General features: G+C 57.9%; 13 protein-coding genes and 1 pseudogene. 9 read left to right on the forward strand and 5 right to left on the reverse strand.

The genetic code is table 11. From position 1 onward, the window contains the following. Positions 1-582: 582 nt before the first annotated feature. From HYG81_RS39020 to HYG81_RS39035, 4 genes are all read right to left on the reverse strand, one after another. Complete coding sequence (locus HYG81_RS39020; RefSeq protein ID WP_226777557.1) at positions 583-1338, reverse strand: hypothetical protein; 756 nt, start codon at positions 1336-1338, stop codon at positions 583-585. A 184-nt stretch (positions 1339-1522) separates the two neighbouring features. Continuing rightward, positions 1523-2974 (reverse strand): 2,5-dioxovalerate dehydrogenase, encoded by a 1452-nt coding sequence (gene xacF / locus HYG81_RS39025; RefSeq protein ID WP_226777558.1) that lies wholly within the window; start codon positions 2972-2974, stop codon positions 1523-1525. 632 nt (positions 2975-3606) lie between these two features. Continuing rightward, positions 3607-4368: an IclR family transcriptional regulator gene (locus HYG81_RS39030; RefSeq protein ID WP_226777559.1), complete on the reverse strand. Its 762-nt coding sequence runs from the start codon at positions 4366-4368 to the stop codon at positions 3607-3609. A 423-nt stretch (positions 4369-4791) separates the two neighbouring features. Continuing rightward, a complete protein-coding gene (locus HYG81_RS39035) occupies positions 4792-5574 on the reverse strand; it encodes an IclR family transcriptional regulator (protein WP_226777560.1) in 783 nt (260 codons plus the stop codon). 277 nt (positions 5575-5851) lie between these two features. Here HYG81_RS39035 and HYG81_RS39040 point away from each other — a divergent pair, with 277 nt between their 5' ends. From HYG81_RS39040 to HYG81_RS39050, 3 genes are read left to right on the forward strand one after another with little or no spacing between them, the layout of a single operon-like run. Further along, the gene (locus tag HYG81_RS39040) at positions 5852-6964 is read left to right on the forward strand and encodes an amidohydrolase family protein (protein ID WP_226777561.1); all 1113 of its coding nucleotides are present in this window, start codon (positions 5852-5854) and stop codon (positions 6962-6964) included. Between the two features lie 5 nt (positions 6965-6969). Continuing rightward, complete coding sequence (locus tag HYG81_RS39045; RefSeq protein WP_226777562.1) at positions 6970-7434, forward strand: Rieske (2Fe-2S) protein; 465 nt, start codon at positions 6970-6972, stop codon at positions 7432-7434. Further along, a complete protein-coding gene (locus HYG81_RS39050) occupies positions 7431-9074 on the forward strand; it encodes a BCCT family transporter (protein WP_226777563.1) in 1644 nt (547 codons plus the stop codon). The genes HYG81_RS39045 and HYG81_RS39050 overlap by 4 nt, the downstream gene beginning before the upstream one ends. 123 nt (positions 9075-9197) lie before the next feature. Here the strand turns inward: HYG81_RS39050 and HYG81_RS39055 are convergent, their stop codons facing one another. Continuing rightward, on the reverse strand, positions 9198-9626 hold the full coding sequence (locus HYG81_RS39055; RefSeq protein ID WP_226777564.1) for a universal stress protein: 429 nt from the start codon (positions 9624-9626) through the stop codon (positions 9198-9200). A gap of 150 nt (positions 9627-9776) precedes the next feature. Between HYG81_RS39055 and HYG81_RS39060 the strand changes: the two genes are divergently transcribed. From HYG81_RS39060 to HYG81_RS39085, 6 genes and pseudogenes are all read left to right on the forward strand, one after another. Then, positions 9777-11027, forward strand: a complete 1251-nt coding sequence (locus tag HYG81_RS39060) for a saccharopine dehydrogenase family protein (protein ID WP_226777565.1) — start codon at positions 9777-9779, stop codon at positions 11025-11027. Between the two features lie 309 nt (positions 11028-11336). Further along, positions 11337-11843, forward strand: coding sequence for a DMT family transporter (locus tag HYG81_RS39065; RefSeq protein WP_226777566.1), 507 nt, complete (start codon positions 11337-11339; stop codon positions 11841-11843). Next, complete coding sequence (locus HYG81_RS39070; RefSeq protein WP_233289921.1) at positions 11804-12343, forward strand: DMT family transporter; 540 nt, start codon at positions 11804-11806, stop codon at positions 12341-12343. The genes HYG81_RS39065 and HYG81_RS39070 overlap by 40 nt, the downstream gene beginning before the upstream one ends. A 338-nt stretch (positions 12344-12681) precedes the next feature. Continuing rightward, a pseudogene (locus tag HYG81_RS39075) lies at positions 12682-13010 on the forward strand (heavy metal translocating P-type ATPase); the annotation flags it as partial. A gap of 153 nt (positions 13011-13163) precedes the next feature. Further along, the gene (gene fni / locus HYG81_RS39080) at positions 13164-14201 is read left to right on the forward strand and encodes a type 2 isopentenyl-diphosphate Delta-isomerase (protein ID WP_233289930.1); all 1038 of its coding nucleotides are present in this window, start codon (positions 13164-13166) and stop codon (positions 14199-14201) included. 65 nt (positions 14202-14266) lie between these two features. Next, complete coding sequence (locus HYG81_RS39085; RefSeq protein ID WP_226777567.1) at positions 14267-15220, forward strand: LysO family transporter; 954 nt, start codon at positions 14267-14269, stop codon at positions 15218-15220. The last annotated feature ends 78 nt before the right edge of the window (positions 15221-15298 follow it).

Genomic DNA, 15298 nt, shown 5'->3' on the forward strand with positions numbered 1-15298 from the left:
TTGATTCGTGGTGCCAGTCAGCGATGGTGTAGTTGAAGTCGAATAGTTCGAACGGTACACGGGCGATACACTCCTCAATGTCGGTGTCGTGCGTAGGCGGTGACGTAGTCCGGACCGAACGGAGTTGATTCTCCCACTCTTTCAGGCCGTCGTCAGTGACGAGTCAAACGATCGTCACGTCGAACTCAGAGTACGTCCGGCCGTCGGAGAGGTGGTAGACGCCACCCGAGTAGGGGAGGTCGACTTGGTAGACGTCGATCGATTCTATCTGCATACGCGGTCCCCCGCTCGAGTTCTGTCGACGGTGCTCACCTGAACGTTCCGTCTCTTCATCACACTCGTGATATCCGTGCTCACCGAGATACGTGTCCGCTTCATGGGTACTGGACCTGCTCAATGCGCTGGACTTCTCCTCTTATCGAGTTGGCTGGTATCAGCCCGCACAATGCGTATCGTGGAAATTAGTATTAAATTCTTGGCTCTGCCGTCTGTAGCGTCGTGTTCGATGGCGACGGTCTGAAAGCGTAAATTCAGGTCACGCTGAGAGCGAACCCGACCGGAGAAGAGTCTGTACCGACTGTTCTACCGGTCGGAATCAGGGAGATAGTGGAGCGCCCGATCGAGATCGATCCGTTTGAAGTCTTGCTCGAGTGGTTGGTTCGCAAGTCGGTCTCGCCAGTACTGGATGCATTCGTCTCGAACGCTATCGGGGTCGGTGTCGACAGTATCGAAGGTCGTCTCGATCCACTCTTCAAGGGAGTCCGTTTCAATCTGGACGGAGACGTCCGGATCGTCGAGATCGCCGTCCGGCGAGTACAGGTAGCAGTTCTCGATTCGCCGCTCCGCACTTTCCCGAGTTTCCGGGGCCAGTGACGATGGGGACGGCGATCCGTTCGGTACCAGAAGAGTGGTGATCGCTCGATCGTTTATCGCGCGGAGAGTGGTTTCCGAGTCCGTCCCGACGTGAACCTGCTTGTGGTCGGGCCAGATATCGAACCAGAGGTAATCGACCAGTTCCGCTGTGGCTTGAAACGTGTAGAAGTCGGGATACGCGTAAAATCCGTTCTCTTCCAGGTAATTGGCGACTCTCGTATCCTCATCGATGGTGTCCGCAACGACCGACGCGGTTGAAATACGATCCTGTCGGTACAGATCGTAAAATGCACGGACACGAGAGTAGATGAAGGCGGTCGCTCCGAGCGCGTCGAACTGCCGCCGTTCGACGACACCGAGACGGCTATGCGCGTCGATCGACGGCATGACGTCCGCCCGTCGAATGGATCGACCGTTCTGGACGTAGTCGAACGATTCGTCGTCTAGTTCCGCACTGCTATGCATGATACTGTCACACTAGTCCTCTCGAAGTGTAATGCTTGTGGTGTCTCGAATCGCTCCCGATAATCGCCTTTCGTATGGAGGATGAGAGCACGAAGCGTCGTGCCGGGGAGTTCCATAGAGACGCGGTCTCCGGTGTCTGAACGGGCCCAATAAACCTATAGACAGAGGGCCGTGGGAGGTGCGGTCAGTAGTTCATGTAGACGGTTTTCGTGCTGGTGAAGAAATCGATTGCGGCGTCGCCCTGTTCCCGGTACGTGTTCGTCGACGAGTTCTTGTAGCCGCCGAACGGGACGTGGAGTTCGAGCCCCGTCGTTTTCTCGTTGACCTTCGCGACGCCCGCTTCGACATCGTCGACGAATCGGTTCGCTTCGGTGAGATCCTGCGTGACGATACTCGCGGAGAGACCAAACTCGACGTCGTTGGCGACCTCGACGCCCTCCTCGAAGTCACTCACCTTCAAGACTGCGAGCACCGGACCGAAGACCTCCTCCTGAGCGATTCGCATCTCGCTCTCGACGTCGCTGAAGACGGTCGGCTCGACGTAGTAGCCGTCGTCGAACGCTCCGCCGTCAACCTCGCTTCCGCCCGTTTGCAGTGTCGCCCCGTCCTCGCGAGCGATGTCGACGTACTCGAGCGTGCTCTCGAGTTCCGATTCACTGACGTGCGGGCCCATATCGGGATCGTCGAGCCCCGCCCCGACCTCGAGTGATTCCGCGTAGTCGCTGATCGTGTCGACGAACTCGTCGTAGATCTCTTCGTGGACGATCGCTCGAGAGCAGGCGGTACACGACTGGCCCGTGGTTCCGAACGCCCCGACGCCGACGATGTCGACAGCGTCGTCGATGTCGGCGCTGGGCATGACAACCGTCGGATTCTTCCCACCCATCTCGCACTGGACCCGTTTGAGGTCATCCGCCGCGGACTGGGCGACCGCCGTTCCGACCGACGTGCTGCCGGTAAACGAGACGCCGTCGATGTCGTCGTGGGACGCCAGCGGGGCTCCGACCTCGCTGCCGGAACCCGTCACGAAGTTCGCGACGCCGTCGGGAAGCCCCGCGTCGTCGAGACACTCGAAAATAACTCGCGTCATATTCGGCGCCTGAGTGGCCGGCTTGATGACCAGAGTGTTTCCGGTGGCCAGCGCCGGCGCGAGTTTCCAGGCCGGAATCGCGATGGGGTAGTTCCAGGGCGTGATGAGCCCGACCGTCCCAAGCGGTTCGCGCTTCGTATGGAGTTCCTTTCCGGGCGCGCTCGGCGCCTTCGACGTTCCGCCGATATCGCGGGCTTTCTCCGCGTAGTAGTAGAAAATGTCGATCGCGCGTTGGACTTCGCCGGCGGCCTCGCTCCGGGTCTTTCCTTCCTCGCGAACGAGCGTCTCCGTAACGTCGTCCTTCCGCGCGTCGAGGCGCTTTCCGGCCTCCTTGAGGATCTGACAGCGGCTCGGTCCGGGGGTGCCGGCCCAGTCGTCCTGGGCGGCGACCGCAACGTCGATCGCGGTTTCGACGTCGTCGCGCGTCGATGCCTGATACCGTGCGACGATCTCGTCGGCGTTCGCAGGGTTTCGAACCTCGAACGTGTCGCCGCTTTCCGATTCGATCCACTGTCCGTCGATATAATTCTCGTACTCTGTTGCCATTCCATCTGTGCGTTCTCTCTGCTGGTATACGTCAGTTGCGGTGCCGCGGGTATTCGCCCCTTCCGACGCCGGTGAATCGCTAGACTACCGTGTTCGGGCGCGTTCGAAACGCTCGCCGCCGCCGATACAGCGACATGAGCGTTTCCGTCGATCACCGTCCGCTCCAGAACGCTCACAGCAGCCGACTCGGCTGCTAACTCTCCTGTCGCAATATGGGTGATGAGTACTGAACCGTCGGTACCGCCACGAAGCTGTCTGTGATCGCCGTTTCGGCGCTCGAGCTCACGCTTCGAGCGCACGCTCGGTGTCGCCGTGCGCGAAGCGGAGATTCTGTGAAAATGTCCTGCCGTGTCCTGTCTCTAACAACTGCAATGACCTAGCTGCATCCGTGTCGGACGGCGATTCGCAACGGCCTCCCGCGCGGCTCGTATTCGCCTCTAATTCGCCTCAATCTGCGCTATGGGGCGGCATGAATCCGCAACTCGGACAGCCATTATGCTTCGTGGTCTTGTAATCCAGCTCTGTGCCGCAGTTCGTGCACTCGTAATGGGACGCTGCCATCAGACGCCTGTTGGTCGATTCCACATATATACGTTTTGCAGGCTTTCCTGCGAAAAACGGCACTGTGTGTATTAGTAATCGCGAATATTCACTTCGATTCGGTTCTTCGTCGCACGTAATCGGTCCGGAAGGGTTTCCTGATACCACTCCTCTTTCATGTCGGCTGCGGCTCCCGAGAGACTAATCGCGCCGATTACCGCGTCGTCGGAACCGAACACCGGAACCCCGACGCACCGGAGCCCGGGACCGTACTCCTCTTCGTCGAACGCGGCACCGCGATCACGGATCCGGTCGAGTTCGTCCAGCAGCTCTCCCTTCTCGGTGATCGTGTTCTCGGTGTGACCGACTAGTTCCATCCGTTCGAGGAGCGTCTCAAGCCGATCCGACGACGCGTGAGCGAGAATCGATTTTCCGGTAGCCGTACAATGTAAGTCGTGTCTCTCGCCGGCCCGCGTCGAAAATCGGATGTCGTCGCTTCCGCGGGATCGGTACAGGTAGACGCCTTCTCCCTGCTCTTCGACGGTGAGATTACCCACTAAGTCCAGCCCCTCGACGAGGACTTCGATCTGCGGTCGCGCGATCTCGAACAGGTCCGTCTGCATCCGCGTCGTCTCGCCGATGCGAAGGAAACGGAGCCCGAGTCGATATCGACCGCCCTCGTTCACGACGTACCCGCTTTCGCGAAGCGTTGTCAGATGGTTGTGCACGGTGCTTTTCGAAACGCCGACCGAATTTGCGATTTCGGTCACACCCGACTCGTCCGCCTGCTCGAGGTGTTCTACCACTGATAAGAGGGTGGTAATCGATTCGACGGGAGCGTTCGTGCGGTCCATAGTCGAAGCGTAGTCACTGGGTGTACTTGTAGTTGGCTCCAAAATGTTCTGCTCGACAGAACGCCAGCTCTGTGCTTCGTTTCCACTACCGTAGCGCCGTCCGGATCTCTCCCTCCGATTGACTGCGAGTTGCGGACCGTACGCTCGGTCGTTTGCCTGAAGAGCGGTACTACCCGATCGTTCCGTTCTGCTGGTCGGTACCGTTCGTCTCGCCTTTCCTTCACACGAAACACTGCCTGGTTGAGTTACCCTTGATCGGAATACGGACCTCAAATTACGATCGTATTATTGTAATTCATGTAGCTGCCACAACGGGGTGTGTCACTCCGTTCTGTTGTACAGAACTATCCTTTACAGGATCAGTATACAGACTTCTGAGGGAACTACTCGAGAGAGATAGCCGTTTTTGACGGAGAAATCGATTCAGATGGTCGTATCACTCGAACTATAGTTGAGTTCGATTATGTTTCTGGCCGAGAGGAGTTCTCTTCGGAGTTCCTCTTTGACGTCGGACTCTCGCAACCGATGTGCAGGACCAGTAATACTGAGGCCGCCTAGCGCGGTTCCAGTCGAATCCTCGATGACCGTCGAGATCGACGCCATCCCCATCCTGTATTCTTCGCGGTCGAACGAGACGTCGCTCTCGCGGATCCGTTCGAACTCCTCCTCAAGTTCGTCACGGTCCGTAATCGTGTTCTCTGTGTGGGCGGGCATTCCGTGTCTGTCGAGTATTTCAGTTACGCGTTCGTCGGAGTACTGCGCGAGAATCACTTTTCCGACGGCCGAACAGTGCATGTGAAAGTGCGTCCCGACGGTAAAGCCGTACGAGATACTGAGGTCGTTCTGGACGACATCGAGTGCGACGCACATTCCGTTTTGTTCGACGGACAGCGTGACGAATTCGCTGCTGGTTTTTTCGGCGAGGGTGTTCACCTCCGGCTTCGCCACGTTGTACAGCGTTTCAGTATCGCGGACGCGTCCCCCGAGTTCCACGTATCGGAGACTGAGTTTGTATGCACCGCTGTCGTCTTGCACCACGTACCCCAACTGCCGAAGCGTGCTCAGGTAGTCGTGGACGATGCTAGGCGGTCTGTTGATCGCCTCGGCGATCGCTGTGACACCGCGTTCACCGTCTTCCTCGAGCGTCGTCACGATATCGTCCATCGTCAACAAGGCCTTGATCGGACGATTTGCTTCGTCATCCATATTCCGTCTAGCGGCGGCACCACACATATACATTCGGAATTGTCGAATATTGCGATCGGAGAATCGGCTTTCACCCAGGATCTATCGTTATAATCATAATTGATAACTATGTTCTCACCGATTCATTCGATAATAACGAATGTAGCGGCTATTTTTAAGTAGGACCTGAATCGCTCTTCTGCCGAATACCCTCTATTGAAGCGTTCATGTGGCTGATTTCATCATCTAAAATAGAGAAAGGTTTATCTGGGGTCGTGATGGTATGTCTACTTGGATCATGGCACAGGATACCCAGGGAGCGAGAACGGACCGTCGCTCAGAGTCGGAGCTAACGTTAGTCGATGCAGACGTCCACCAGCGGTGGGCGGACGACGAAGCGATCGCCCAATACCTCCCGGAACGCTACAGAGACGATGGCCTTGTACTGCCGGAGCTGTTATACCGGAACCCCGGTGAGTTCCTTCGCCAAGACGAGAAAACGGAGGACGGGAATAAACCGGGAACTGACCACCAGAAGATCTGCGATGATCACCTTGACGAGCACGATATCGACTACGCGATGTTGACCGGGAATTCGTGGTTCAATCTCGCGGCACTGCCACACCGCGATTACGCTAACGAGCTCGCGCGAGCGTTCAACGAGTGGTTGGTGAACGACGTCCTTCCGGTCGACGACCGGTTTATCGGGTCGATGTACGTCGCACCGAAGGCGCCAGAGAAAGCCGCGGAACTCATCCGCGAATACGGTGATCACCCGCAAATCCGTCAAGTGATGCTGCCCGGCGGAGCCGAAGTGCCGTACGGTCGGCCCCAGTACTGGCCGATGTACGAGGCCGCCGAAGAACAGAACCTCGCGATGGCGGTCCACCCGTTCTCGGAGGGACACGGAACGAGCAATCCGCCGACCGGTGCCGGTCACCCGAACAGCTACATCGAGTGGCACACGCTCCTCGGCGCGTACTACATGGGACAGCTCGCCTCGCTCGTCACCGAGGGCGTCCTCGTCGAGTATCCCGACCTGCGATGGGCGTTTCTCGAGGGTGGCTACGGGTGGGTCCCTCACTTCATGTGGCGACTCGATAAGAACTGGAAGGGGCTCCGTTCGCAGGTACCGTGGCTAGAAGAGAAACCGAGCCACTACATCCGAAACAACGTCTGGTTCGCCAGCCAGCCCGTCGAGGAGCCCGAACGGCCGGAATTCCACGACCAGATCCTCGAGATGATGCACGCGGACGAGATGCTCATCTACGCGTCGGACTATCCGCATTGGGATGGCGACGACCCCACGTGGGGGCTGCCGCCGATGGACGACGACATGGAGAGAGCGATCAAACACGAGAACGCGGCCGAGCTGTGGGACCTCCCGACGGACGGAAGTAAACTGAAGTGATTCCAATGACGAAAAAACGATTCGAGATCTGTCCGGCTGCCGAGTTCGACGCCGGCGAGCGGCGCATCGTCGACCTCGACGGATTCTCGGTCGGCGTTTTCAACGTCGACGGGGAGTACTACGCGATGAAAAACGACTGCCCACACCAGCGCGCACCGCTCTGCGAGGGGAAACTCGGCGGCACCACGGAATCGAACAGCCCTGGCAAGTACGAGTGGGTCCGGCCGGGGCGGGTCGTTCGCTGTCCGTGGCACGGGTGGGAGTTCGACGTCACGACGGGCGAGTCGGTCTTCAACCCCCACAAGGTGAAAGCCAAGACGTTCGAGACGCGAGTCGAACCGTCTGAAGACGAGAATACCGTCGCCGACGGCGGCTGTGAGGGCTGCAGTGCCGACTTGGAGGGAGACGAACCGCCGGTCGAGACGTACGACGTGGAAGTCGAACAGGGCACAGTTGTGGTCTACCTATGAGTACCGGTTCAGACAGCGCCATCGCTTCCCTCCGTGACGAGATCGATCCGTTCGTCTTCCTCGGCGGAGCGATCGCTACCTTTCTCGCCATCGGCTTCATCGCCGCCCGTCCGAATGCAGCGGGGGAGTTCCTCACGAACGCGAATAATTTCCTCTGGAGCGAACTCGGCTGGGTATTCCTCTGGGCGATGTTTCTCGCCGTCGCGTTCTGCCTGTGGCTGTTGGTCGGACCGTGGGGTAAAATCAAGCTGGGCGGCCCCGACGAGGAGCCGGAATTCTCGTACTCCTCGTTCCTCGCGATGTTGTTCTCCGCGGGGCTCTCGACCGGGCTGGTCTTCTACGGTCCGGCCGAAGCGCTGTTCCACTACTCTTCGGGACCGCCGTATTTCGGTTCCGAAGCCGAGAACGCCGCTGCCGTCCCCGACGCGATCCAGTATACGATGCTTCACTGGGGTATCTCCCCCTGGTCGGCGTACCTGATCGTCGGCGTGACGATCGCCTACTACGTCCACCGGAAGGGCGCTCCGATCAAACCGTCAACCGTGTTCGCACCCTTCATCGGCGTCGAGAACCTCGATAAGAATTGGGTGAAACCGCTCGACCTCCTGATGGTGATCGTCTCGGTGGGCGGCGTCGCCGTCTCGCTCGGGTTCGTCGTCACCCAGTTCCTCGGCGGGATCTCCTACAATTACGGCGTCGAGGTCGGAAACGTCGGAACGATACTGGTGACCGTCGGCCTTACCGTCGGATTTACCGTTTCCGCGGCCCTGGGCGTCAAACGCGGTATTCGTCGCGTCTCGACGTTCAATATGTACCTTTTCGTGTTCCTCCTCCTGGTGGCGTTCGTGTTCGGTCCGACGTCGTTCTTGCTCAACACCGGATCAGAGGCGCTCGGCGGGTACGTCAACAGCTTCGTCGATATGAGCCTCTATTCGAACTCGGCGAACGGCGGCGAGTGGGTCGGTAGCTGGACCATCTTCTACTGGGCCTGGTGGTTCTCGTTCGCGCCGATGATCGGTATCTTCATCACGCGGATCTGTCGCGGTCGAACGATCCGGCAAGTCGTTTTTGCGGGGCTTATCGGAACCACCGCAGCCTCGTTCCCCTGGTTCATCGTCATGGGCGGCTCGTCGCTGTGGGTGCAGACGAGAGGCACCGTCGATCTGCTCTCAATCGTGTTCGAGCAAGGCCGCGAAGTCGCCGCGTTCCCGCTGTTCGAGACCCTCATTCCCTTCGGGGGCGTCTTCGCCGCCGCCTACCTGCTGCTCGTGCTCACGTTCCTCATCACGACCGTCGACTCGACGACGCTGAGCCTCGCGATGTTCACCACCGACGGGAGCGAGTATCCCTCGACGATCAACCGCGTCATCTGGGGCGGACTCGTGGGCTTGCTCTCCTCGCTTCTGCTCATCACCGGCGGTCTCGACGCACTCCAGAACTTCGTCGTCTTGCTCGGGTTCCCAATCGCGTTCCTCATTGGACTGTGTTTCGTCGGACTCACCATCGAACTCGAGCGGACTCGCCCCGTCTTGTTGACCGAACGCTACAAGAAAGCCGACCGCGAGAACGAGAACCAACAAACGGTCGTCGGTTATCTCTCGGAGCGCCGTCCCGGCTGGATGGGCGGTTCCGACGACTGAGGTTCGGTTCACTCGGCGGTCTCTCCCGTTCCGTTCTCGAGACTACGGGTCGGCCGTCTCCTCCCTCAGTACTAACCGCCTCACTGGAGATAGTGCGTGAACTCCGCAGTTGTTCCGTGAGAATCAGTCGAGAGCGACGCTAACGACCGGCGCAGGCGACTCGAATATCATCTTCTGTGTTACGCTTCCGAACAGCGCCTTCCCGGTCGGCGACCGCTTCCGTCCACCGATAACGACGTATCGCGCATCCTGCTCCTCAGCGTACGCCGTGATCTCGGCCGCGGGATCTCCGACGCGTACCGATACGGTGGGTTCCGGCAGTGTCGACTCTCCCGTCGCTCGAGACACGATATTCTCTCCAATTTGTTGCACTTCGTAATTATCAGCCAGGGCCTGTCCCTCGACGTCTTTCTCGAGGACTTCGACGAGTTCCGATCGTTGGAGGACGTGAACCGCGTGTACCGCTTCGTCGAAATTGGCCGCTAGCGTCTGTGCTTCTCGGAGAACGTGTGCTGCTCGCTCCGAATCGTCGATTGCTGCCACGATCGCCATACACTGATATCGTAGCCGATCGACAAAGAGATTCCGGGCGGAAGATGCCCGCGAGCAGTCGCCTCACAGATATGCGGCGGGGTAGCGATCGAATCGCTCCGCGTCTTCCCCTAGTTTTAAGCCGGTCCGAGTCGGTTGTTAAATCGCTATATGAGTAGCAAGACTGTTGTACTAGGCGGCTCAGGAGCGATGGCAGCGGGCTGCGTCTACGACCTCCATCAGACGAACGACTTCGACGAAATCGTCGTGGCGGACGCTGACGAAGAAAACGCGCGCCGCCTCCTCGAGGTCATCGACGACGACCGATTTCGGTTCGAATCCGTCGACGCGACCGACACGGACGATATCGCGCGGGTTCTCGAGGGCGCCGACTACGTCGTCAACGGCTTGCCCTACCCGTTCGAGGAGAACGTCCTCGATGCGATGCAAGAGGTGGGCGACCTCACGGGCGTCGATCTGAACGCGTTCGACTTCGAGGAGGTACTCGACCGATCCGAGGAGTTCGCCGAGGCGGGGAACTCCCTCTGGTTCGCTAATGGAGGTCTCGTAAGCACTATCGCGCTCGGAATGGCCGCCTGTGAACAGTTCGACGACGTCGAAGACGTCAATTTCTACTGGGGGATGTGGCGTCTCCTCACCCAGACGACGCCCGGACTCACGGACACGGTCACCTACGAACACGACCCCGACGTCGACGAACGGGCGAAGTGGGAAGACGGCGAGGTCATCGACGACCTCCCGGCGTTCAGCGAACAGCGCATGTTCGAGTTCCCGGACCCGATCGGCGAAGCGGAGACGTACGTCATCTCTCACCCCGAACCGATCACCTTCCCGCAGTCGCCGGTCGCACAGGAGAAGAACGTCGACAGCATCATTACGCGCGGTGCGTGGCACGAGGAATGGAAGCGCTACGAGCGGACCCTCCACGCATCGAACGCGTTCGAGACGGACAGCCTCGAGGTCGACGGAGCGGAGGTCGACCCCGTCGAAGTCATGCAACAGCAGGTGAAGAACCAGGGACTGGAGCTCGAAACGCAGTGGAAGTCCCCCGAAGAACTGTCACCCGAGACGGAGTGGACGCCCCAGACCATCCTTTCGGCGGAGGTAACCGGAACCGTAGACGGTCAGGACGACCGTGCCGTCTTCCACCTGGAGCAGCCGTCCCCGTTCTTCGACGTCGAGGAGATCACCGTGATGCGCGAGTACGGCTGCTACGTCGGCGTCCCGCTGTCCGTCACGCTCCAGCTCATGGCCGACGGTGCCGTCGATGAGGACGGCATCTTTATCACCGAGACCAGCGGTCTCGACGCGGAACGGTACCTCGAGGAGATGGAGGAGCGAGGCTTTGACTTCGTAACTGAAGAAACGCCCAGCAAGTCGATCGCAGCACAGAACCAGTAATTGATGGGACTTCGAACCCCGATAAGTGGAGAGTTCAGAAGATAGTTAGACGGAGAACGGCCTGACGCGCGTCGCTGTCTGCTCGCGCTCTGAGAATCCCATAGCGTTTTCTGAGCAGAGCCGCGAGTATCCGCTAGACGCAGTTTCGTGACGGCTCTCGTTTAAAATGACCTCAGACGGAAAGTAACGGAGTGGACAGTCCGTGTCACCATTGAGCTATGATATCACAGGCTCCGCAAACTGTTTATTCGAGCCACTGATAGGAACGGCGTCGACTGTGAAACCAGCTACACACTGCGCACTGATACGATGACAGATCTAGAAGACGCGTTGCTGTTCGGCGCGCTCGCACTCGTCTGGGGAACCGCTTTTACGGCGATCGAGGTCGGGCTAGAAACCCTGCCGCCGCTCCTCTTCGCAGCGGGCCGATTAGACGTCGCTGCGTTCATCTTCGCCGGAATCGTGCTGCTCAGGCGGCTCCAGTGGATCCCCCAGACGAAAGCGGACGTCGCTCTCATCCTCTCGAACGGAATCCTCGTCATTGGTGCTCAGTTCGCGTTCGCCTTTATCGGCCAGAGCTACGTTACCAGCGGTGTCACCGCGATCGTCATCAGTTTCACACCGATCATTACCCCCATTATCGCGATCCGTATCCTCCCAACGGAACGCATCTACATCACGGACGTTATCGGCCTCTGTACGGGGCTCGCGGGCGTAATCGCTATCGCAATTGTGGCGGGTCCTTCGACGGACAACTCCTCGGTGTTGGACTGCTGTTGGCGGCCGCAGTCGTCTTCGCGCTCGGGTCTGTACTAACGGAACGCTGGACAGCGGTTCTCCCACCAATGTCTCTCTACGCGTGGTCAATGGGCACCGGCGCGGTATTGCTTCACGCCACGATCTACGCCTATTCAGGGGTATCATTCCGAGATGTGACGTGGACGCCGTCGGCAGCCGTCGCAGTCGTATATCTCGGTATCTTCGCTACAGCCGGAGGATACCTGCTCTACTTTACCTTGCTGAGTCGAATCGGTGCAACGAGTGTTACCCTCATCAACTACGCATCGCCCGTTGTGGCGACGATATTCGGTGCGACCCTCCTCGGCGAGCAAATCACCGCGACGACTGTCATCGGATTCGCGCTCATCATTGTCGGATTCGCGCTTTGCAATATCCGACCGCTCTGGCAGCTTTTCCGGTCCATCTGGAACGCAGACGCCCGCAATCGGTCGCTTGAACGCGGTGAAGTTTCCGTCCGAGGTAGTGTGTACAAGAAAAAGACTGAGTCACAGGACTACCAGCTGCCAAATGATTAACCGCTTCCTAGACGACGTCGGTTCGTTTAGGAGTGACGCAAGCCCCAAGATTCTCAAACGAATGGAGTCGAGGAAACGTCCTCGAAGCGAGGAGAGACGACGTCGATCGAGGGCAGGGCCGATCGGATTGCTCGGAAGTACAGGGACGCCGTTCAACGAGACGGAGAAAAACAGCGATGAGTGACGACGGAGAGTCGTCTCTTTTTGATGTTTCGATCCTGAACGATCTTCAGATCGAGAACAGCTACCCGCCGAACAGACGCTTATCGAGGACAAGACGCCACCCTCGCAGCACTAATCTCTCTCCAAGCGCAACCGACTGAACGCGAAGAGAGGACGCTCTCGCGGTCGTATACGTCGCCACGGCTATCGGCTCGGACACGGACGTCGCCATTGAGGCCGCCGACATCATCCTGATGTGCGACGATCTGGTTGACGTCGTGAAGGCGGTTCGCATCTCGGCCGCGACGCTCATGAAGGTCAAGCAGAATTCCGTGTGAGCGCTGGGGTACAACACGGCGATGACCCCGCTGGCCTCGTCGGCCTACTCCAGTCCGTGTTCGCCGACGTCGCGATGGCGTTCTCGAGCGTGTCGGTGCTGTCGAACAGCCTGCTGTTCCACTGGTACACTCCCGACCACGACTACACGCTGCTCGGCCGCCTCCGCATACAGAGTACAGAGCGGGGACAGTCACTCCATTGCGGGGATACCCGAGACAGGGTGAAGCAGAATAACAGTACCCTTTTGCCGTTCCTTTTGTAAGTTCGATTAATGACGGAGCAGGACTCGTCGGAGACTGAAGACTGAAAAGATGATCATATCCAGATCGTTCAGGAGCGAGACGTTGAAACCACAGGAACGGGCTTCGAAGACGTACAACTCGTCCACGAAACACTTCCGGAACTCAATTACGACGCTATTGATCCGTCCATCGAATTTCTGGGACAGGAGTTATCTGCTCCAATCTTCATTGAGAGCATGACTGGTGGGCATCATAACACCACAGAAATCAATCGAGCACTGGCCCACGCTGCCAGCGAAACGGGCATCGCTATGGGAATTGGAAGTCAGCGGGCCGGCCTCGAACTCGACGATGACGGCGTCCTCAGATCATATACTGTTGTCCGTGATGCCGCGCCTGACGCATTCATCTACGGAAATCTCGGCGCTGCACAGCTTCGGAAGTACGACATTGGAATGGTCGAGCGCGCAGTTGAGATGATCGATGCAGACGCACTCGCAGTCCACTTAAACTTCCTCCAAGAAGCCGTTCAACCTGAAGGCGATGTTGATGGCCGTGACTGTCTAACTGCGATCGAACGCGTAGCTGCGGATCTCTCGGTTCCGATCATTGTCAAAGAAACGGGCAACGGGATTTCTGGGGAAACTGCCAGAAAGCTGTCCGCGGCAGGGGTTAGCGCGATCGATGTCGCTGGAAAAGGCGGCACGACGTGGTCCGGGATTGAAGCCTACCGTGCCGCTACCGCGAACGCACCGCGCCAGCAACGAATTGGCACCCTGTTCCGAGACTGGGGAATACCAACCGCTGCAAGCACGATCGAGTGTGTAGCCGAACACGACTGCGTGATTGCGAGTGGCGGTGTGCGGACGGGATTAGACGTGGCAAAGACGATCGCGTTGGGTGCCTGTGCCGGCGGGCTGGCGAAACCGTTCCTGAAACCGGCCATAAACGGACCAGATGTCGTTATCGAACGAGTCGAGGATCTAATCGCCGAACTACAGACAGCAATGTTCGTCACTGGTTCGAATTCGGTTGAAGACCTTCAACAGGCAGAATACGTATTACATGGAGAAACACGCGAATATGTTGAACAACGGACCAGTAGCGAGCAATAATAATAATAATTATATTGTAAGCTATAGATGGAATTGTTTTATACCGTGTCTTCCAATGGTAGAATATGAGTATCGGGATGCTGCTTGTCTCTTTGGTAATCGGTGGTCTAATTGGATATTACTCACCGTTTTATCGAACTCAGAAGATCGGTGACGGCATCATCTTTACCGGCCTCGCTATCCTCCTCATTTCGATCGGTGCACAACTCGGTAGTGATGACCAAATCCTTCAAAATTTGAACACGATTGGTGGATCTGCACTTGTGCTGTGTGTCGGAAGTGTCATCGGAAGTATCATGTGCGTTTACCTGCTCACCGCGATCACGTCGATTGTCGATCCGCTATTCGCCTCGCCCGATGAGAGTACAATCGCTCGTCAAGGCTCACCGTCGGAACTAGGAGCTGATGGCTTTGATTGGCAGATCATTCTTCTCATTTTCATCTCGCTCGTGGTTGGTCTTGGACTCTCAACCATCGGGCTTCCAGAGCACTTCGTCATGGGTGTTGTATCCCTCTCTGATTATGCTCTCTTGGCGCTGCTATTCGGCGTTGGCGTTACAGTCGGAGGCGATACTGAGGCTTTGAGCCATATCGCACATTTCGGATGGGGCGTACTCCTAATTCCATTGGCTGTGGCTGTCGGGAGTATTCTTGGTAGCGTGCTGTTTGGAGTAGTTATCGATATGCCAGTCACCCACGCCGCAGCAGTCGCAGCAGGGTTTGGGTGGTACAGTTATGCGGGGGTTGTCGTGTTTGATCTCGGCGGGATGAGACTGGGCACGATTGCGTTTCTTGCGAACCTCTTTCGAGAGATTGTTACTTTCTTCGTGCTGCCAGTCGTCGCCAAGTACTTCGGTGGGGTAACAAGTATCGCGCCGGGTGGCGCAACGACAATGGACGTAACGCTTCCTTTGATTCAGCGTGTTTCTGGTGAGGAGTTTGTGATTCCAGCGCTCATTAACGGTCTCGTGCTAGCGGTAGCTGCGACTGTTCTCATTCCGACCATTCTGGGAATATAGGCGCTGCTAAATCATGGCTGAAGGTGAGGGAGTCATCTGGTTAGTGTTATGCTTGAAGAACTCCCGTTCGAAACACGT

The organism is Natrinema zhouii, from assembly GCF_013456555.2.
Classification (GTDB): Archaea; Halobacteriota; Halobacteria; order Halobacteriales; family Natrialbaceae; genus Natrinema; species Natrinema zhouii.